Origin of the sequence: Sulfuritalea sp. (assembly GCF_017302275.1) — a bacterium.
In the GTDB taxonomy this organism is placed as follows: Bacteria; Pseudomonadota; Gammaproteobacteria; order Burkholderiales; family Rhodocyclaceae; genus Sulfuritalea.
Genome location: NZ_JAFLDR010000020.1, coordinates 36,138 through 54,742, shown reverse-complemented (window position 1 = coordinate 54,742; position 18,605 = coordinate 36,138). Strand labels below are relative to the sequence as shown.

The 18,605-nt window shown below is 61.0% G+C and carries 15 protein-coding genes and 1 tRNA gene; all 16 read right to left on the bottom strand.

Features of this window, described 5'->3' with window-relative positions; genetic code table 11:
- Positions 1-5: 5 nt before the first annotated feature.
- Positions 6-959, bottom strand: a complete 954-nt coding sequence (gene ccoP / locus J0M27_RS12450) for a cytochrome-c oxidase, cbb3-type subunit III (protein ID WP_294991973.1) — start codon at positions 957-959, stop codon at positions 6-8.
- Entirely contained in the window at positions 956-1,159 is a 204-nt protein-coding gene (locus J0M27_RS12445; protein ID WP_294991970.1) for a CcoQ/FixQ family Cbb3-type cytochrome c oxidase assembly chaperone, read from the bottom strand. The genes ccoP and J0M27_RS12445 overlap by 4 nt, the downstream gene beginning before the upstream one ends.
- A gap of 4 nt (positions 1,160-1,163) precedes the next feature.
- On the bottom strand, positions 1,164-1,772 hold the full coding sequence (gene ccoO, locus J0M27_RS12440) for a cytochrome-c oxidase, cbb3-type subunit II (protein WP_365962715.1): 609 nt from the start codon (positions 1,770-1,772) through the stop codon (positions 1,164-1,166).
- A gap of 35 nt (positions 1,773-1,807) precedes the next feature.
- The gene (gene ccoN / locus J0M27_RS12435; protein WP_294991965.1) at positions 1,808-3,244 is read right to left on the bottom strand and encodes a cytochrome-c oxidase, cbb3-type subunit I; all 1,437 of its coding nucleotides are present in this window, start codon (positions 3,242-3,244) and stop codon (positions 1,808-1,810) included.
- A gap of 233 nt (positions 3,245-3,477) precedes the next feature.
- Entirely contained in the window at positions 3,478-4,323 is an 846-nt protein-coding gene (locus J0M27_RS12430; RefSeq protein ID WP_294991962.1) for a chlorite dismutase family protein, read from the bottom strand.
- 88 nt (positions 4,324-4,411) lie between these two features.
- Positions 4,412-5,092 (bottom strand): molecular chaperone TorD family protein, encoded by a 681-nt coding sequence (locus J0M27_RS12425; RefSeq protein WP_294991960.1) that lies wholly within the window; start codon positions 5,090-5,092, stop codon positions 4,412-4,414.
- Between the two features lie 66 nt (positions 5,093-5,158).
- The gene (locus J0M27_RS12420; RefSeq protein WP_294991957.1) at positions 5,159-5,878 is read right to left on the bottom strand and encodes a cytochrome c family protein; all 720 of its coding nucleotides are present in this window, start codon (positions 5,876-5,878) and stop codon (positions 5,159-5,161) included.
- A 59-nt stretch (positions 5,879-5,937) separates the two neighbouring features.
- Entirely contained in the window at positions 5,938-6,939 is a 1,002-nt protein-coding gene (locus J0M27_RS12415; RefSeq protein ID WP_294991954.1) for a 4Fe-4S dicluster domain-containing protein, read from the bottom strand.
- Between the two features lie 35 nt (positions 6,940-6,974).
- Entirely contained in the window at positions 6,975-9,767 is a 2,793-nt protein-coding gene (locus J0M27_RS12410; RefSeq protein ID WP_294991952.1) for a molybdopterin-dependent oxidoreductase, read from the bottom strand.
- A gap of 172 nt (positions 9,768-9,939) precedes the next feature.
- Positions 9,940-11,310 (bottom strand): sigma-54 dependent transcriptional regulator, encoded by a 1,371-nt coding sequence (locus J0M27_RS12405; protein ID WP_294991949.1) that lies wholly within the window; start codon positions 11,308-11,310, stop codon positions 9,940-9,942.
- Positions 11,307-13,166 (bottom strand): PAS domain S-box protein, encoded by a 1,860-nt coding sequence (locus J0M27_RS12400; RefSeq protein ID WP_294991946.1) that lies wholly within the window; start codon positions 13,164-13,166, stop codon positions 11,307-11,309. The genes J0M27_RS12405 and J0M27_RS12400 overlap by 4 nt, the downstream gene beginning before the upstream one ends.
- Before the next feature lie 99 nt (positions 13,167-13,265).
- Positions 13,266-14,531 carry a peptide-methionine (S)-S-oxide reductase MsrA gene (gene msrA / locus J0M27_RS12395; protein WP_294991944.1) on the bottom strand — a complete coding sequence of 422 codons (1,266 nt, stop codon included), beginning with the start codon at positions 14,529-14,531 and terminating at the stop codon, positions 13,266-13,268.
- A 377-nt stretch (positions 14,532-14,908) separates the two neighbouring features.
- A complete protein-coding gene (gene ccoS / locus J0M27_RS12390; protein WP_294991941.1) occupies positions 14,909-15,112 on the bottom strand; it encodes a cbb3-type cytochrome oxidase assembly protein CcoS in 204 nt (67 codons plus the stop codon).
- Positions 15,113-15,120: 8 nt separating this feature from the next.
- Positions 15,121-17,595, bottom strand: coding sequence for a heavy metal translocating P-type ATPase (locus tag J0M27_RS12385; protein ID WP_365962696.1), 2,475 nt, complete (start codon positions 17,593-17,595; stop codon positions 15,121-15,123).
- A 69-nt stretch (positions 17,596-17,664) separates the two neighbouring features.
- The gene (locus J0M27_RS12380; protein ID WP_294991938.1) at positions 17,665-18,432 is read right to left on the bottom strand and encodes a 3-hydroxyacyl-CoA dehydrogenase; all 768 of its coding nucleotides are present in this window, start codon (positions 18,430-18,432) and stop codon (positions 17,665-17,667) included.
- A 55-nt stretch (positions 18,433-18,487) separates the two neighbouring features.
- Positions 18,488-18,563 (bottom strand) — tRNA-Thr (locus J0M27_RS12375).
- Positions 18,564-18,605: the final 42 nt, after the last annotated feature.

Below are 18,605 nucleotides of genomic sequence, written 5' to 3'. Positions count from 1 at the left end.
GCGGCTTACTTCTTTTCTACGGGTGCTTCAGTCGCCGCCGGAGCCGCCACAGGGGCGTCCTTCTCACCGCCACCGAGCCCGTAGACATAGGCAGTCAGCAGGTGCACCTTGGCCTCGCCGAGGAATTCGCCGTAGGCGGGCATCCGATTGACGCGGCCCTTGGTGATGGTTTCAATGATCGAATTCTCGGAACTGCTGTAGAGCCATACCTTGTCCGCCAGGTTGGGTGCCACACCGACCATGCCCTTGCCGTCCGGACCATGACAGGCGCTGCACGCCGCAGCAAACAGTTCCTTGCCGCGCTGAGTGCGAATCGAATCGGCCGACAGCCCCGACAGCGAACGCACGTAGTTCGCCAAGTCCTTGATCTGGTCACCATTGAGGTCGGGCTTGACACCCTTGGCCGGCATCATGGCATCGCGACCCTTCAGCAGGGTTTCCTTGATCTGGTCCGGGGTGCCGCCGAACAGCCAATCGTTGTCGGTCAGGTTGGGGAAACCAACGGCGCCCTTGGCATCCGAACCGTGGCACTGCGAGCAGTAGGTCAGGAACAGGCGCTGGCCCATTTCCTTCGCCTCGCTGTTGGCCGCAACGGCACGAATGTCCTGGCTCTGGAATTTCTTGAAGATCGGCCCGTACTGATCGTCGGCCTTCTTCATCTCGACGTCATATTGTCCGGTAGACGTCCAGCCAAATTGCCCTTTAAAAGTACCCAGGCCGGGATACATCGCCAGATAGAACAGCGAGAACACGATCGTGATGTAGAACAGCCAGCGCCACCAGCTGGGCAGGGGATTGCTGAATTCCTGCAGATCCTCGTCCCAGACGTGACCCGTGGTTTCACCTTCCACATGCCGCGCCGTGCTTTGCATCCAGAGGAATACGCCACAACCAATGACGCTTGCGAGCACGATGCCAATTACATAGATGTTCCAGAAACCGCTGACAAAATCACTCATGATGATTTCCTTTCCTGATTCTTCGTAACCTGCGGCCCGGACGGCACCATGGGAACAAACGGGCTGTCATCGTCGAGCGGCAGCATCGCCGCCTCGTCGTAGGTCGCCTTGCGCCGGTCCGAATACGCCCACCATACGATGCCTATGAAGGCGATGAAAGCCAGCACCGTGAAGATGGAACGCAGATCGTTGATGTCCATTTGCTTACCTGGTCTGCTTGAGCGCGAGGCCCATGCCCTGCAGGTAGGCGATCAAAGCCTCGACTTCGGTCGCGCCCTCGATGGCCTTTTTCGCGCCGGCGATTTCGGCGTCGGTATAGGGAACCCCGACCGCGCGCAGCGCTTTCATCTTGGCGTCGATCGCATCGTCCTTGAGCGGCCGATCCAGCCAGGCATAGGCCGGCATGTTCGATTCCGGTACCACATCGCGCGGATTCAGCAGGTGGGTCTTGTGCCACTGATCCGAGTAGCGCCCGCCGACGCGTGCCAGGTCGGGTCCGGTACGCTTGGAACCCCACTGGAAGGGATGGTCATAGACGAATTCGCCTGCCACCGAGTAGTGGCCATAGCGCTCCGTTTCGGCGCGGAAGGGGCGAATCATCTGCGAGTGGCAGTTGTAGCAGCCTTCGCGTATGTAGATGTCGCGTCCCGCCAGGCGCAAGGGAGTGTAGGGCTTGACCAGCTCATTGGTCGGCGTGGTCGTGGATTTCTGGAAGAACAGCGGGACGATCTCGAGCAAACCACCCACACTGATGGTGAGGATGGTGAGGACGATCATCAGTCCCACGTTCCGTTCAATTTTGTCATGCGTCAACATGATGTATGGCTCCTTAATCTTTGCGATCGGGCTCAGTGAGCCCCTGCGGGTGCGAGTACCGGCGCATCGACGGCCTTGCCGCCCGCCATCGTCAGGAACATGTTGTAGGCCATGATCACCATGCCGGAGAGGAACAGCAGGCCGCCGAGCAGGCGTATGGTCCAGAACGGATAGGTCGCCTTGACCGACTCGACGAAGGAATAGGTCAGCGTGCCGTCCACGTTCGTTGCGCGCCACATCAAACCCTGCATCACGCCGGCAATCCACATCGAGGCGATGTAGAGCACCACGCCGATCGTTGCGATCCAGAAGTGCGCTTCGATCAGCTTCTTCGAATGCATCTCGGGCTTGCCGAACAGGCGCGGCAGCAGGTAGTAGATCGAGCCGATGGAAATCATCGCCACCCAGCCCAGCGCGCCGGAATGGACGTGGCCGACCGTCCAGTCCGTGTAGTGCGACAGCGCGTTGACGGTCTTGATCGACATCATCGGACCTTCGAAGGTCGACATGCCGTAGAAGGACAGCGAGGTGATCATGAACTTCAGGATCGGATCGTCGCGCAGTTTGTGCCAGGCGCCCGACAGCGTCATGATGCCGTTGATCATGCCGCCCCAGGAAGGTGCGAGCAGGATCAGCGAGAAGATCATGCCGACCGATTGCGTCCAATCGGGCAGGGCCGTGTAGTGCAGGTGGTGCGGACCCGCCCACATGTAGGTGAAGATCAGCGCCCAGAAGTGCACCACCGACAGGCGGTAGGAATACACCGGACGCCCGGCCTGCTTGGGCACGAAGTAGTACATCATGCCGAGGAAGCCGGCGGTGAGGAAGAAGCCGACCGCGTTGTGGCCGTACCACCACTGGATCATCGCATCCTGCACGCCGGCATAGGCCGAGTAGGACTTCGGCGTCAGGACGCCGGCTGAAAACACCGGGATCGCCGCGCTATTGACGAGGTGCAGCACGGCGACGGTCAGGATGAAGCCGCCGAAGAACCAGTTCGCCACATAGATGTGGGATACCGTGCGCTTGACGATGGTGCCGAAGAACACCACGGCATAAGACACCCAGACCAGCGTGATCAGGATGTCGATCGGCCATTCGAGTTCCGCGTACTCCTTGGCCTGGGTGAAGCCCAGCGGCAGGGACAGCGCCGCCAGCACAATGACCACTTGCCAGCCCCAGAAGGTGAAGGCCGCCAGTCCCGGCGCGAACAGCGGTGCATGGCTGGTGCGCTGCACGCAATAGTAGGAAGTGGCGAACAAGGCGCAACCGCCGAAGGCGAAGATCACGGCATTGGTGTGCAGGGGACGCAGGCGCCCGTAACTCAGGAACTCGTGCACGTTCAACTCCGGCCAGACCAGCTGGGCGGCGATGATGACGCCGACCAGCATGCCGACGATGCCCCAGATTACGGTCATCACGGCGAACTGGCGCACGACTTTGTAGTTGTAAGTCGCTTGCGATTGCATGATGGATTCACCTCACATTAAAAAAGAAACCGTGCGCAATACTGCTTTTGATGCGGTGCAGTATATGAATTTTCGGGAGATTACACGCTTAATATTAGCGTTGTTTGATGCACATCAAAATATATACGACTTCAACCATAATAACAATACCATTAGAATGGTCTATAGGCGAATGCGTCCGTCTCATGAGACGGACGCATTCGTGGATACCCGGTCAACAGGCCTTCAAAGGCTTACTCAGCGAGCGCCTTCATTACTTCTTCCGGACTGTGAATGGTGCCCAGCACCGTCGGGCTGCCCCAGCGAACGTGATATTTATTCTCCGGGACCGAGGCCAGCGAGATCATCAGATTGTTGAAGGCACCGAGGTCGTTGGTCTCGAAGTAGGTGATGAAATCGGTGTCATCGATCCCGGTGGAATGGTAGAGCTTGCGTTTGACATTCACCAAGTAGGCCAGAGTCGGCGCTGTATGGGCTTCCATTTCCCGCAGCCGCTGGTCAACCGGAATATTCCACCACTCGGCACTCTTCTTCACGGGAACAACCAACGTGTAGCGCGGGGCCGGCCCCGTATAGCTGGCCGAACTCAGGCCCGCATTCAGTCCGGGCGAGTCTGTCTTGGTAATATAGTTCAAGGGCTTGGTCAAGCCTACCAGCGTCTCGGAAACATCCGCATTCCTGCCGATGCTGGTCGAGCGGAACTGGCGCATGAAGGTCTGCGCCTTGGCCAGATCATAGGCATGGACGCGGAAAAAGAAATCGGAGCCAGTCTCCAGACCGCGCGTCAGATAAACATCGACCAGCACATTGTTCTTGTGTTTCTCGATCAATTGCTTGACTTCGTTGGCGGCTTTCATGCGTTCGGCAGCAGCTACCCTGGACCATTCGGGGCGCAGCTTGAACATGGTGAAGACGCCGAAAACGCCTGGCTGGACGAGAATCTTGGCCCGCTCGATGTTCATGTTGTCGGCGGCTGGCTGCTGAGCAGCGGCAAGGGAAGGCATCCCCGCCACCATGGCGGCAATCGCCGCTCCGATCACGACTGTCGCTCGCGGACTTCTGAAGAATTTTTTGCTCATGACTAGCTCCTTTACAGTTGATGTTCAAGCTTCAAATATCGATGACGGTATCGACTCGCGGCACGCCGTCGATGGAATCACATGCCCACTACGCACCCCGGTCTGCAACATCACGTTTCACCGCCTTTGCGTCGAGAGCCACAAAGTTGTTGGCGAGGGCAATAAGCGCCTTGTAGAAGGGACTCTTCAGCTTGCCCTCTGCCTCCGCCAGCAGTGGTGGCAACCACGCGGCCAGATGGCGCTCCAGAAAATCCTTCTGTGCGCGCAAATAGGGCGACTTGTCCAGCGTTCCATCCTCGGCCTGCACCTGCTTGGCCGTCAGGAATTGCATGAACTCGAGTTCCGCGGTCAGTGAATCCTCCAGGTCGTTTTCCGCCTCGGCCATGGTCAGGCCGAATGCGCGGTAGAAGCTTTTGAGCTCCAGCAGCAGTTCCGGCTTGTTGCCATGCAAGTGGTGACTTCCCTCGTAGAGCGAGATACTGGGCTCCGGCATGTTCGTCTCGAAGGCGCTGATGTAGGCTGCTTCCAGCTCCTGGCGCGGCCCTGTCGCCCACAGACCAGCCAGGCTGTCCTGGCACCCACCGGCGATGTCCGCCGCGCATACCGCCAAGGCATTAACGATAGCATCGGCGTAAGCACCATCCGCCAGTTGCGAGAATACCTCCTCGTCGGGATAGCGAAATCCCATTGCGAGCAATGCATAAATGCGGTTTCGCGCCTTCGCGTTTTCGATCCGACCGATGTTCATCGCTGAGCTCATTTCATTCATGATTTTTCCGTCCTGGTAGGTTCGTATTGCCGTACCCGGTGCATCGACTCCTTTGCGTCAGGTACTTCATTCCTCGGGTTCCTGTGCGTTCTGTTGGAGCTCAGCCCGGATTGCCGGAACCGTTCCTCCCTTGAATACACCGCGCAACTTGTAATGCGTGTGAACCGGATTCTTGTCGCCGGTCGCTCGCACCGCCTTGTTGAAATCGAACTGGTACTTCGGATCGACTTTCGGCGTAAAAGGCGAAAATGGCGCCTTCGCTCCCGCCCAAGGCGAACCCTGATAATTGAGGTGGCAACTCACGCAGGCGCTTTCGTAGTCAAAGTTCTGCTTCGCATCGATCAGCACCTGACGATCAGTGGTTTCACCAGAGGCCTTCAGCTTGTCCACCGCGTCCGCATGCTTCTGGCGATAGATACTTCCGGCACCGTGACACGATTCACAGCTCACTCCGATAACCAACTTGGCATCGTCCGGATTCATGCCAGTCTTGTAACCACCGTTTTCGCCGTGACCAGTCACGTGGCACGCGACGCAATTTGGATCGGCACTGTAATCCTTGGCCGGATCAAGTCCGGCCCGGGTCTTGGCAGCCGCCTTGACATTGGGCTTCAGCGAGTCGAAGGCCTTGGCGTGGCCTGTCTTGCGCCATGCTTCACCTTGGTCGAAATGACATTTGGCGCAAACGCGGTTGCCCGTGTATCCCGGCGTCTGGGCGCCGACGGGCGTTACGAACGAAACGGCCGCCAACAGCCAGCCGAAAATGACAAGAAGTCTGGTATTCATTTTGAAAAGTCTGGGGTCAGGAACCGAGCGGGAGCGGCGCGAGCCGCCCCCGCATGGCTTCAGGTCATCGGCGAGATCATCATGTCGACGCTGCGACGCGCGATCAGGACATCCATCAACTCGGACGCCTGCCCCTTGATCTTCTTCTCACGCTCGGCAGCGAGTATCTTCAGCACATCCTTGACGCCCTTGCCGAATAGTTCTTCGAGCTGCGCGAGGGGAATCTTCGGATCTTCGAAGACATTGCCCTGGGAATCTTCCTTGCGCGGCCCGAGTACCGGAGGCACATAAAACACATTGGGTTCGGTGCCAAATTCCGGATGCAGGGGCAGCGCCACCTTCCACTGCTTCACCAGCTTGTACACCGAGCTATTGACGTCGTCGATAAAGCCGACGTGCATGGCGCGCCCCACACACTGGGCGACACACGCCGTGGCGACACCCTTCTCGATGCGCGGGAAGCAGCCAATGCACTTGTTCGCCTTGTTCTGCAATGGATTGAAGTAGGGCTTGGCGTAGGGGCAGGCCGAAACGCAGTTCTGCGATCCCTTGCACTTGTCGAGGTGGATGAGCACGATGCCGTCCTGTTCGCGCTTGTAGATGGCGTCGTTGGGGCAAGCCTCAAGGCAGGCAGGCTTGGCGCAGTGGTTGCACATGCGCGGCAGGTAGAAGTACGAGTTGTTCGGATAGTCTCCGGCACCCTCGTCCTCATCCCAGTTCGGTGCGGTGCGAGGGGTCGGGCTGGGCCGCACGCGGCCCTTCTTGCCCTCGAACAAACGGCCTGCATAATCGAACTCGAAAGGCACGCCGTAGTCAATCATCGCCGGCACCTTGCCCTTCTGCAGTTGCCCATCCTTGTAACCGCCGCCCTTGCTTGCCCAGTTGCGCGGGTAGCCCATGCCGGGCGCGGTCTCGACGTTACGCCAGTACATGAAGTCCTGGCCGGGGCCGCTGGTCCAGAGTTTTTTGCATGCCACCGTGCAGGTCTGACAACCGATGCACTTGTTGAGATCGGTGACGAAGGTGAGCTGCCGTTTGGGCGCTTTCATAACTGTTGCCATGATGTATTTCCTTCCTTATTGTCCGGTGGTGGCGATCAGAGGGGCATCGGGGTGGCGCCGATATAGCGCTTGACCTCGACCCGCGTATCACGCTGGGTGCCGCCCGGACCGTAGTAGTTCGGCCTGAATACCAAGTGCCCGTAGTTGCCGACCAGGTGGGTCGGCGTGATACGCACCGGGCAGACGCTCTGGGTACTGCCTTCGATCAGGTCCATGTAGAGCTCGGGCGTGTGCCACATCGAGACGCGGCCGCTTTGCTCGCCCTTGCGTACCTTGACCCGGCAGATCACCTTGCCGTGTTCGTTCCAGACCTCGACCCAGTCGTTGTCGTTGATGCCGCGTGCCTTGGCATCCGCCGGCGCCATTTCGACCGACGGGCCGCCGCGCTGAAGCCTGAGCATCTGCACGTTGTCCTTGAAGGTCGAGTGGATCGCGTAGCGGCTGTGCGGCGTGTTGAAGCGCAACGGGAACTTGTCGGCGTTGATCGGACCCTTGAAGACCGGCAGTTCCAGGCCCATGTCGAAGAAAGTGTCATGATCAATGTAGAACTGCTGACGTCCGGTCAATGTAGGCCAGGGTTTCTTGTCCACCGTGTAGTTCTGGAACGGCGTGTAGGGCACGCCCTCCTTCATCGGCGACGTCCAATTGCCCCGGAAGCGCTGCGGCTTTTCGCGCAGCATCGCCATGGTGATGCCCTTGGTCTGCGGCGCCGTGTCGAGGATGAATTGGCATGCCGCCTCATCATCGGCCAGCTTGCCGTCCGAGGTCATCTGGTTCCACAGGTTGGTCAGATCGCGCACCCACTTGAACTGCTCGTCGTTGAACTTCTCGAACTTCTTGCGCCGCGCCGATTCTTCGACCTTCTTCGCCAAGGCCTGGAAGATCTGCCAGTCGGTCCTGGATTCCCACATCGGCTTGATGGCGGGCTCGGTCATGTTGATGGAGGTGTGCTCCATGGTCACATTGAGATCGGTCTTCTCGTACCAGTGGGCCGAGGGCAGGACGATGTCCGAGTAGAGCGCCGTCGAATCCATGCGAATATTGATGTCGACGATCAACTCGAGCTTCGGCCACAGGTTCTGCAGTACATATTTCTGTCCCTTGGCCTGGTTCAGGTAGTTGCCGCGATAGACGATGAAGACCTTGGGGTCACGCCCATTGGCAGGAAGCAGCGGCATCTGCTTGGTCGCGATACTCTTCTGCAGATACTTGTTGGTGTCGATGTTCGAGTTCAACATCTCGTCGTTGACTTCGGCGTGTACATAGGTCCAGATGGTGGTCTGGCAGAACCGTTGCTTGGCCGGGGTTTCAGGCCAGGCCAGGGCGGCCAGACCGGGCAGGAAAGTCGGCTTCCACTGTCCGATGTAGTGCTGCAGTCCGCCACCGTTCTTGCCTTCGCTGCCGGTCAGGGCGCTGAGCAGGTGGAATACGCGCATCAACACGTCACTGTAATACCAGTGGTTGGTGCCGCCACCGCTGATGATCATGGCGGGCTTGGCTGTCGCGTAATCCTTCGCCAGTTGCACGATGACCTTGGCCGGAATGCCGGTGACGGCGGCGGCCTGTTCGGGCGTGTTCTGCTTCATGATGCGCGACTTGAGGATGTCGAACACCGGCTGCACTTCAACCGTTGAACCGTCCTTGAGCTGAATCTTGTAGGTTCCTTCCAGCGCCGGATCGAGGTCGCCGAGATCGATATAACCCTTGGGGAAGGTATTCGTGTTGCGCCCCATGAACCCAATAGGCGGCCCTTTCTGCGCCGGCTCATCGCCCCAGCAGCCCTTCATGATGACCGCCTTGCCTGTCTTCGTATCCCAGGCGTAGAACTTGCCAGTGGAGCCGTTGGCCACCACGTCGGACTCGCGCAGGAAGCGCTGGTTGTCCTTGCGCACCAGGTAGGGCAGATCGGTCTGCTCCTTGACGCTATGCACGTCGAAGAGCTTCTCCTTGATGATCACATGGGCCATGGCCATGCCGAGGGCACCGTCGGTGCCGGGCTTCAGGTGCAGCCACTGGTCGGCCTTGATCGAGGAGGCGTTGTAATCCGGCGAAATGCTGACGATCCTGGTGCCGTTCAACGAGGCTTCCGACAGGTAGTGGGCGTCGGGAATCCGCGTGATCGAGGGATTGGCACCCCAGAGGATGATGAACTTGGCGTTGAACCAGTCGGCGGTTTCGCAGGAGTCGCCCTGCACGCCGCAGGTCTGGGTCTGCCCGGTCGGGTGATCGCCGTACCAGTCGAAGAAGGTATGCGTATGGGCGCCGATGTAATGGGCGAAACGGTGGCCGGCGGCAAACGAAACCGGCGCCACAGCCGGAACCGGAGAGAAGACGCTGATGCAGTCGGGCGCTTCGTTCTTGATCGTATCGACGATCTTGTCGGCGATCATTTCCAGTGCCTCGTCCCAACTGGCCCGCCGCCACTTGCCTTCGCCGCGCTCGCCGACGCGGATCAGCGGGTACTTGATGCGATGCGGTCCATACTGGTAGTCCACGCCGCAGACGCCCTTGTTACAACCGCGCGGGTTGTATTCGGGAACCCCCGGCATCGGCGCGATGTCCTTCGACGCTTCCTCGCGCAGGACCACGCCATCCTTGGTATATACGTTGTGCGGGCAGGCGCCCGTACAGTTGATGAGATGGGCGCCGCGTGTTTTCTTGTCCCAGCTCCATTGATTGCGGTGGAAGTTTTCCCACCCGGCGTATTCGTGCTGAACCATCGCCCCTTGCGTCTGGGCCAATGCGCGCAATGAGTACGCGCCGCCAAGCATGAGACTCAGCGATGTGGCACCTGTAGCCTTGATGAATTCCCTGCGAGATGCTTTCATGATTTCCGCTCTCCTTGCACAATTGATATGACCAAATTAGTTCCACCCCTCCTAGTGCATGGTTTATGCCAGCGCGAAAAAAAGCCACTGGCGCATGGCAGTGGCTGGTGTCAGGGGATTTGGGCGATGCTGATACGGTCAATAAATGACCGTCCGATTGCATTCAGACCGGTCAGGAAATGGCCGGACTGTCGTCGAGGTCGTGGTGCTTGAGCTTGTTGCGCAGGGTCAAACGGGTGATCCCCAGGAGTTCGGCGGCGCGGGTCTTGTTGCCGCCAACCGAGTCCAGAACGCGCTGAATGTACCGGCGCTCCATCTCGCCCAAGTTTACGAAGGGCTGGTCGAGCACTTCTGAGGAAACCAGGGGCACATCGCGGCCAACGATCTCGCGCGGCAACTGCACGCTGGTCACGCTGCTTTCGACACAGAGTATCGCGGCGCGCTCGAGTACGTTACGCAACTCGCGGACGTTTCCTGGCCAGGCGTAGTTTTCCAGCAGCGGCTCCAGCGCCGGAGCCAGGTCCAATGTAGAGGAGCCGACGGCCCGCGCCGCCTCGGCGAGGAAGTGTCGCGCCAGCGGCAGGATATCTTCCCGTCGCGCGCGCAAGGGCGGCACGTCGATGGCGCCGACATTGAGCCGATAGTAGAGATCCTCGCGAAACTGACCGTTCTTCACCATTTCCGGCAGATTGCGGTGCGTCGCGGCAACAAAACGCACGTCGACGCTGATCTCGCGACTGCCGCCCAGCCTGCGGAAGGTCTGCGTTTCCAGCACTCGCAGCAACTTGGGTTGCAGGGTCAGGGCAAGATCACCGATTTCATCCAGGAAAAGTGTGCCGCCGTCGGCCAGTTCGAGCAGGCCGCGCTTCATCTGGCGGGCATCGGTAAAGGCGCCCTTCTCATAACCGAACATTTCGGATTCGAGCAGGTTCTCAGGCAGCGCCGAGCAATTGAGCGTCACCCACGGGCCGTTGGCCCGCGGCGAACCGCAGTGGATGGTCCGCGCCACGCGCTCCTTGCCGCAGCCGGATTCGCCGCAAATCAGCACAGGGACGTGCTCGGCGCCGGCAATCTTGCGCGTTACCTCGGTCAGTCGCTGCCATGCCGGGCTCTCGCCGCCGACACCCTCCACCTCGCAGACGTTCGACTGGGCCCGCCGCCAGGCCACCTCCTGGCGCAAGCGGCTGGTTTCCATGGCGCGGCCAACCAGTTCGCGCACGTCTTCGAGATCGAACGGCTTGGTGATGTAGTCGTAGGCGCCGGCCTTGAGCGTCGCCACCGCGGTACGCACCTCCGGAAACGCAGTCATGATCACCACCAGCGTGTCTTCGTCCAGTTCGCGGAACTTGCCGATCAGATCGAGGCCGCTGCCGTCGGGCAGGTGCAGGTCGAGCAGGATCAGCCGGTAACGCTTGCTGCGCGCCTGCTTGAGAGCGCCTGCAGCGTCTTCCGCGACGTCAACGGCATAGCCCAGGCGAGCGAGAAACTTGCCCAGGGTGACACGGATGGTGGTGTCGTCCTCGACGATCAGCATGGCGCTCATGCGGGCAACTCCTTGAGACTCGGGGCAGCAGGCCAGCGCAAAGTAAAGCAGGAGCCATGCCCGGGCTGACTCTGTACTTCGATGCGCCCGCCATGCTCACTGACGATCTTTTTCACGACGGCCAAGCCGAGGCCCGAGCCTGTCTTACGAGTGGTAAAGAAGGGATCGAAAATTCTCGGCAGGACGTCGGCGCCAATCCCGCCGCCGGTATCGACGACCTCTATACGGGCGCCAAGGTCACTGTCATGAACGGCGGCAATGTGCAGTGCACCACCTTCCGGCATGGCGTGGATGGCATTGACCACCAGGTTCAGCAGCACCTGCTTGACCTGGTTCGGATCAGCACGCACCCACAGGTCGTCCTCGATGGAAAGGCCAATGGCAACATCATGGGATATGGCCTCCTTGCGAACCCAGAACAGTATGTCATCCACGATCTCACGCAAGCGGCAAGCTACCGGATGCACGCGCTGTGGCGTGGCAAAACCATGAAAACCGCGCAGGAAGTCACCAAGCCGATCAATCTCCGCTTCCATTCGTCGCAATGACTCCCGGGTGTCCGCCGGCAGATCGTCTTCATACTGGAGTGACTGGGCCACTGCTTTCATGCCGGCGAGCGGGTTGCCGATTTCATGGGCTACGCCCATCGCCAGTTCGCCCAGGGTCGCCATGTTCTCCATCTGGAACATCTGCCGGTCGAGTTCCCGGCGCTCATCTGCAAGACGGTGCTCTTCACTCACGTCGCGCGCGACAATTACGTAGCGGGTGCCTCCTGGTTCTCCGGTGCGCACGACCGAAAGTGACAGTACACGCCCCGCAGTTTCGAGATCATGGCGCACCTCCCCGCGATCGGCAGCCGCTCTGGCGATCAATGGCCATTCCGACCAAAACCCGGCCAGACGATGCGGCGCATCACCTTCGCCCGCTCCCAGCATGCTCCGCGCCTTCTGGTTGGCCAGCGCGATGTAACCCTCGCCGTCCACGGCCAGTATGCCGTCGCCGGTATGCTCGAAAATTGCCTTGAGCAAGGCGCGCTCACGCTCCAGTTCGGTTGTGCGCGAGCGCACCTCATCCTCAAGTTGCCGGCGTTCCGTGATGTCGCGAGCGATGCCGAGGACGCCCATCAGGCTTCCATCCGCGGTGCGCATGGGCGTAGTGGTGGTTTCCAGCAGAATATGGCGCCCGTCGCTGGCGCGGGCAACCCACATTTCGTTGGTGGCAGGACCGTCTGCGTTCAACGCCGCCTGGTCCTGACGTTGGACCGACTCCGCTATCCGGTCCGGAAACAGGTCGCGTGTTGTCTTGCCGATCACCGCGTCGCGGTTCAATCCATAAAACCGCTCGACGGCAGGGTTGCACTCCAGGTAGACACCGTTCGGGTTTTTCAGCCAGACCAGGTCGGGGATCGTCTCGATCAGCGTATTCAGTTCCGCATTCTGATCCTTGCTAAGCCGGTAAAAACGATGCAAGGCAGCGATTGCCGAACAAACCACGATCTCGTCAAGTATGTAAACGACATTGCTGAACACCGTCTCGTAGCGGAACTCGAACAAGTACATCGAGTACGGAGGAATGAAAAAGTAGGTCGCAACCACCGACCCCATGGCGGTCGCCAGCATGCCGGCCCAGAATCCACCGAAGACCGCCGATATCGCCGCTGCGGGGAAAAAAGTCAGGAATGGCACGCCCAGCTCGGGCGGGCCGATCAGTCGTCGAACCATGAAGGCGGTGAAGACCAGCAGCAGCACAATGCCGATCCGGTAAGCCCACGACCGCCCCGAGGGAAAGAGAATCGCCTCGAGCCGGGGCATGGTCCGGTTCAGTTGCCCTCGAACACGATCAAGCAGCAGTCGCATGGTTAAGCCTTCAATTTTCCGTGGTGCACGAAAATGGGTTCAATCGCCAGGCAATCATGGCAGATATGCCGACGTTCCTGCTACATATCCCCACTGGAATTACTTTGCCGCGTCGGGCACGAACTTGAGGACATTGCCGTTGATGCAGTAGCGCTTGCCGGTTGGCGGCGGACCATCGTCAAAGACGTGCCCAAGGTGGATGCCCGAGCTGGCGCTTCGCACCTCCACGCGGCGCATTCCATGCGAGCCATCGACATGCTCCGTAATCGCGCCGGGCAACGGGCTGAAGAAGCTCGGCCAGCCTGTACCGCTGTCAAACTTCGAGTCACTGCGGAACAGCGGCGCGCCGGTAATCGGATCGACAAAGGTGCCGGGGCGCTTTTCGTCGAGATGCGATCCGGTTCCCGGGCGTTCGGTACCTTGCTCATAGGCGATTTTCTGCTGCGCGGGCGTGAGCAGGTGGAATCCCAGCCATTTCCAGAAGCGCGGTTGATCGCCGTTGTAGCCAGTGAAGCGCGAGACTTCCCTGCCCTTTTCGAACAGCACGACGGTGGGCGTGGCGAACAGTGCCTTCTCCAGTGTCCAGCCGACCGGAGGTAGGGAGCTGAAGCTACGCGCCACCGCAACCTCGGATTTCCAGCGATCGAGCACCTCGGCCTTGAACTGCTTGCAGTAGGGGCAATCTTCCGCCTCGAAGATGATCAACTGCCGCTTGAAGTTCAACGCCTTGACATCAAGCGGCTTGATGCTCTGCTCGACAACTGTCGGCGATTGCGTTGCGCCCGGATAGCGCACTCCGGTACCGCCCGGGCCGCAGTAACCATCCGGATTTTTCTTCAAATAATCCTGGTGATAGCTCTCGGCGGTATAGTATTTTTTCAGTGGTGCGATTTCGGTGGTGATGGCCTTGTAGCCAGCTCGCATCAGCGCCACCTGATAGACGTCGCGTGTTTTCATCGCAGCCGCCTGCTGCGCTTCGTTGAGCGTGTAGATCGCGCTGCGGTAATTTGAGCCGATATCATTTCCCTGGCGGTTTCCCTGGGTCGGATCGTGGTTTTCCCAAAAACGGGCCAGTACGACTTCGAGGCTGACCTTGGTCGGATCGAAGGTGACCTTGACGACTTCAGCATGATTGCGCTTGCTGGATTGTCCGCGCCGCAGGGCGGCTTCGGTCGCCAGGACGTCCTGATAGTTCCCGGCAATATCGCCGTTGGCGTAGCCGCTCTCGACGTCAATAACGCCGGGCAACTCGGCCATGCGCTTTTCCGCGCCCCAGAAGCAGCCCATACCCAGCACAATTGTGTCGACGGCGCCGGCCACTGTATTCACGCCCAGCAGTCCCAAAACAATAAGGAGTCGAATCACTCGGGTCACCTTGGCAGTCTGTCGCGGCCACTGGGGCCACCCCGTTGGTCATGACAATTAGCAATAGCGCATCATTACGCCGACAAACATGCGTTCCTCATTCCGGAAATGGAACCGGACTCGGCACCATGACACCATGCCCGAGTAACTTGAGCAGATATCATGCCAAGTTCGGATTCGTGCTTCTAAAAGGGAATCGGGACATAGGGCCCAACACCACGCCAGCTTGCATATTGTTGCCATTCGATCAATGCACTTGCTCGAGGCCACTTTATGAATGCCAAAAAAAAGGGTGCGCAGCGCGCACCCCTAACCCCAACAGAGAGCCTTCCGGCAACGGCGCGAAGCCATTACCATAAAACCCGCCGGCAGTATGGTTACTTCTCTTCCGTCGCACCTTGATCTGGGTCAATAGTATTTCGGGTTTCACGCACGTCAGACCGATCGTCATCCATCAGGATGCGGTGACCGGGGCCTTCAAGATCTTCGTACTGCCCGGTCTTCAACGACCACCAGAACAAGGCCGCGATGACGAAGACCAGTACCAGGGAAAGCGGGATCAGGAGATACAGGATGTCCATGCCGAGCATTATCTCCGCTGCAGCCGCAAGGCGTTGAGCACCACCAGCAGCGAACTCGCCGACATGCCGATGCCGGCCATCCAGGGCGTTACCCAGCCCGCCATGGCCAGCGGGATGGCGAGGAAATTGTATGCAAAAGCCCAAACGAGATTCTGTTTCACAATGCGCACGGTGCGCCGCGCAAGCGCCAGCCCGGGGGGAAGCGCGCGGAGATCATTGCCGAGCAGCACCACATCGGCGTTGGCCCGCGCCAGATCGGCGCCGCCGCCCATGGCGATCGATACCTGCGCCCGCGCCAGTACCGGCGCGTCATTGACGCCGTCGCCGACCATCGCCACGGTTTCGCCGGCGTCCTGCAGGGCTTTCAGCGCGGCATGCTTGTCCTCCGGCGACAATCCGCCACGAGCGTCGGCGATTCCCAGCGCGGCGCCCACCCGCTTTGCCGCGGCGGTCGCGTCACCGCTGAAAATCGACAGCTTGATGCCGGCGGCAGAGAGTCCGGCGGTCATGGCGGAGGCCTCCGAACGCAGGCTGTCGCTCAGGCGGAAGAATGCCTGCCATCCATCGGCATTGCCCAGCGCGACCACCGTGTCGCCGGCGCCGACTTTTGACTCGAACTCCAGCGGAACCGCGAGGCCATGGATGGCGGCGACGAACTCCGGGCGCCCGAGACGCCAGGGTCGCCCGTCGATCAGGCCTTCGACTCCCGCCCCGGCCGTGGCGCGCACGGAGGACGCCACTAGCCCCGCATCGGCACCGCCGGCAATCAGCGCCCGCGCTATGGGGTGTTCCGAGCCGCGCTCGAGGGCTGCAGCCGTTGACAAGGCGAACCCCGCCTCGCCGCGGACGGGATTTACCTCGACCAGGTCCATTTGCCCCACGGTCAATGTGCCGGTCTTGTCGAAGATGAAGCGATCCGCCCGCGCCAGGGCCTCGATCGCATGGCCGCGCGTCACCAGCACGCCGCGGGCGGCCAGCGCACCGGTCGCCACGGTCAATGCGGCCGGCGTCGCCAGCGAGAGGGCACAGGGACAACTCACCACCAGTACGGCGACAAAAATCCACAGCGCGCGCGACGGATCCAGCCACCACCAGGCGAGGGCGGTCGCCACCGCCAGCAGCAGCAGCGCGACGATGAAACGGCCCGCGACGCGATCGGCCATTTCCACCAGGCGCGGCTTTTCCGCCGCCGCCCGCTCCATCAGGCGCTGTATGGCGGCGACCCGCGTCGACTCGCCGACGCGCTCTATGCGCATCACCAGCGGGCTGGCGGTATTCACGCTGCCGCCGATCAACGCGTCGCCGACCCGTTTCGGCACCGGCCGGCTTTCGCCGGTGAGCAATGACTCATCCGCCGCACTCGCGCCATCGAGCACGCGGCCGTCGGCGGGGATCGTTTCGCCCGGCTTGACTTGGACCGTATCACCGACGTTCAACCGGGCCACGGCAACGCGCTCACCATCGGCCTCGCCGGCGTTGCCCGGCCAACCTGAAAGGCGCGTGGCGAACGCCGGGATGGCACGGGCCAGGGTTTCGACGCTGCGCGCCGCCCGCTGCCGCGCCATCATTTCAAGGTAGCGCCCCGACAGCAGGAAGAATACGAACATCGTGACGGAATCGAAATAGACCTCGCCGGCGGCGATCAGCGTGGCCCAGACGCTGGCCGCGAACGCCGCGCCGACGCCCAGCGCCACCGGCACGTCCATGCCGACGCGTTGCAGCTTCAGGTCACGCCAGGCGCTGACGAAAAAAGGTGCCGCGGAGTATCCGATCACCGGCAGCGTCAGGATCAGGCTGGCCCAGCGCATCAACTGTTCGATGTCCGGCGTCATGTCGCCATCTGCCAGATACACCGGAACGGCGTACATCATCACCTGCATCATGCCGAAGCCGGCGACGAACAGCCGCCACAACGCCGTCTTGCGCTCCTTTTGCGCCAGCTCCTCCGCCCGACCGATATCGTAGGGATGGGCACGATAGCCGATGGTGGATATCGCTTCGAGGATGGCCGACAAACGGGTTGCGCGCTGGTCCCAGCGCACGCGTGCGCGGCGCGTGGTGTAGTTGATGTCGACCGAGGTGACGCCGGGCTGGCGGCGCACGTGGGATTCGTTGAGCCAGACGCAGGCGGCGCAGGTGATGCCCTCGAGGATCAGCGCCGCTTCGCGTTCGTGTTCGCCCGCCGCGCCCTCGGCGCGACGCACGAAGTTTTTCTGCACGTCGGGATGGTCGAACAGGCCGAAATCGGCGAGCACCTGCGGCAGCGCCTCGCGCGGGCTTTCCGGCAGGGCGTCGCGATGACGGTAGTAGTCGCCAAGGCCGTTGCCGACGATGGCCTGAGCCACGGCCTGGCAGCCGGCGCAACACATCTCGCGCCGCGTCTGGTCGATCTCGACCGGAAAATCCGCGCCCGCCGGAATCGGCAGGCCGCAGTGGTAGCAGGATTGGTCGGCCATGGTCACGAGTTTGTCATTCCCGCGCAAGCGGGAATCCAGTCGGGCCTCGGATCTGGACCCCCGCCTACGCGGGGACGACGGAGCCGAGTGGCGCCGTCACTTCGGCGCCATGCGGATGGCGCCATCGAGGCGGATCACCTCGCCGTTGAGCATCTCGTTCTCGACGATATGCCTGACCAGCGCCGCATACTCCGCGGGCTTCCCCAGGCGCGGGGGGAAGGGCACCATCTTGCCCAGCGCGTCCTGCACCTCCTTGGGCATGCCCAGCAGCATCGGCGTTTCGAAAATGCCGGGGGCGATGGTCATGACGCGAACGCCGAAACGCGCCAGCTCGCGCGCGATCGGCAGCGTCATGCCGACCACGCCGCCTTTCGATGCGGCGTAGGCCGCCTGGCCGATCTGGCCGTCGTAGGCCGCCACCGAGGCAGTGCTGACGATTACGCCGCGCTCTCCGGCCGCGTTCGGCTCGCCCTTGCTCATCGCCTCGGACGCCAGTCGGATCATGTTGAAGCTGCCGACCAGATTGACCGTCACCGTCTTCGCGAACACGTCCAGCGAATGCGGACCGTTCTTCCCCAGCACCTTCTCGGCCGGCGCGATGCCGGCGCAATTGACCAGGCCGTGCAGTCCGCCGAAAGCCGCCAACGCAGCCGCGATACACGCCTTTGCGCTGGCCTCGTCGGCCACGTTGGTCGCGACGAAACGCGCGTTGGCGCCCAGTTCCGCAGCCAATGTATTTCCCGCAGCTTCGTTGAGGTCGGCCAGCACCACCTTGCCGCCCTGCTCCACCAACATCCGCCCGGTGCCCGCGCCGAGACCCGAGGCTCCGCCTGTGACGATGAAAACACTGTCCTTGATCTGCATGCGCGTCCCCAAAAAATCAAGGCCTGCCTCCGAACAGGAGACAGGCCCAATGAATTGGTGCTGTTGGCCGGAATCGAACTGGCGACCTACTGATTACGAATCAGTTGCTCTACCAACTGAGCTACAACAGCGTCCTGAAAGGCCGCGAATTATACCTGCTGGCCGCAACGCGT

Coding starts and splice junctions, on each gene's coding strand:
- ccoP (WP_294991973.1), bottom strand. CDS start 959: ATGAGTGATTTTGTCAGCGGTTTCTGGAACATCTATGTAATTGGCATC.
- J0M27_RS12445 (WP_294991970.1), bottom strand. CDS start 1,159: ATGGACATCAACGATCTGCGTTCCATCTTCACGGTGCTGGCTTTCATC.
- ccoN (WP_294991965.1), bottom strand. CDS start 3,244: ATGCAATCGCAAGCGACTTACAACTACAAAGTCGTGCGCCAGTTCGCC.
- J0M27_RS12430 (WP_294991962.1), bottom strand. CDS start 4,323: ATGAGCAAAAAATTCTTCAGAAGTCCGCGAGCGACAGTCGTGATCGGA.
- J0M27_RS12425 (WP_294991960.1), bottom strand. CDS start 5,092: ATGAATGAAATGAGCTCAGCGATGAACATCGGTCGGATCGAAAACGCG.
- J0M27_RS12420 (WP_294991957.1), bottom strand. CDS start 5,878: ATGAATACCAGACTTCTTGTCATTTTCGGCTGGCTGTTGGCGGCCGTT.
- J0M27_RS12415 (WP_294991954.1), bottom strand. CDS start 6,939: ATGGCAACAGTTATGAAAGCGCCCAAACGGCAGCTCACCTTCGTCACC.
- J0M27_RS12410 (WP_294991952.1), bottom strand. CDS start 9,767: ATGAAAGCATCTCGCAGGGAATTCATCAAGGCTACAGGTGCCACATCG.
- J0M27_RS12405 (WP_294991949.1), bottom strand. CDS start 11,310: ATGAGCGCCATGCTGATCGTCGAGGACGACACCACCATCCGTGTCACC.
- J0M27_RS12400 (WP_294991946.1), bottom strand. CDS start 13,166: ATGCGACTGCTGCTTGATCGTGTTCGAGGGCAACTGAACCGGACCATG.
- ccoS (WP_294991941.1), bottom strand. CDS start 15,112: ATGGACATCCTGTATCTCCTGATCCCGCTTTCCCTGGTACTGGTCTTC.
- J0M27_RS12380 (WP_294991938.1), bottom strand. CDS start 18,432: ATGCAGATCAAGGACAGTGTTTTCATCGTCACAGGCGGAGCCTCGGGT.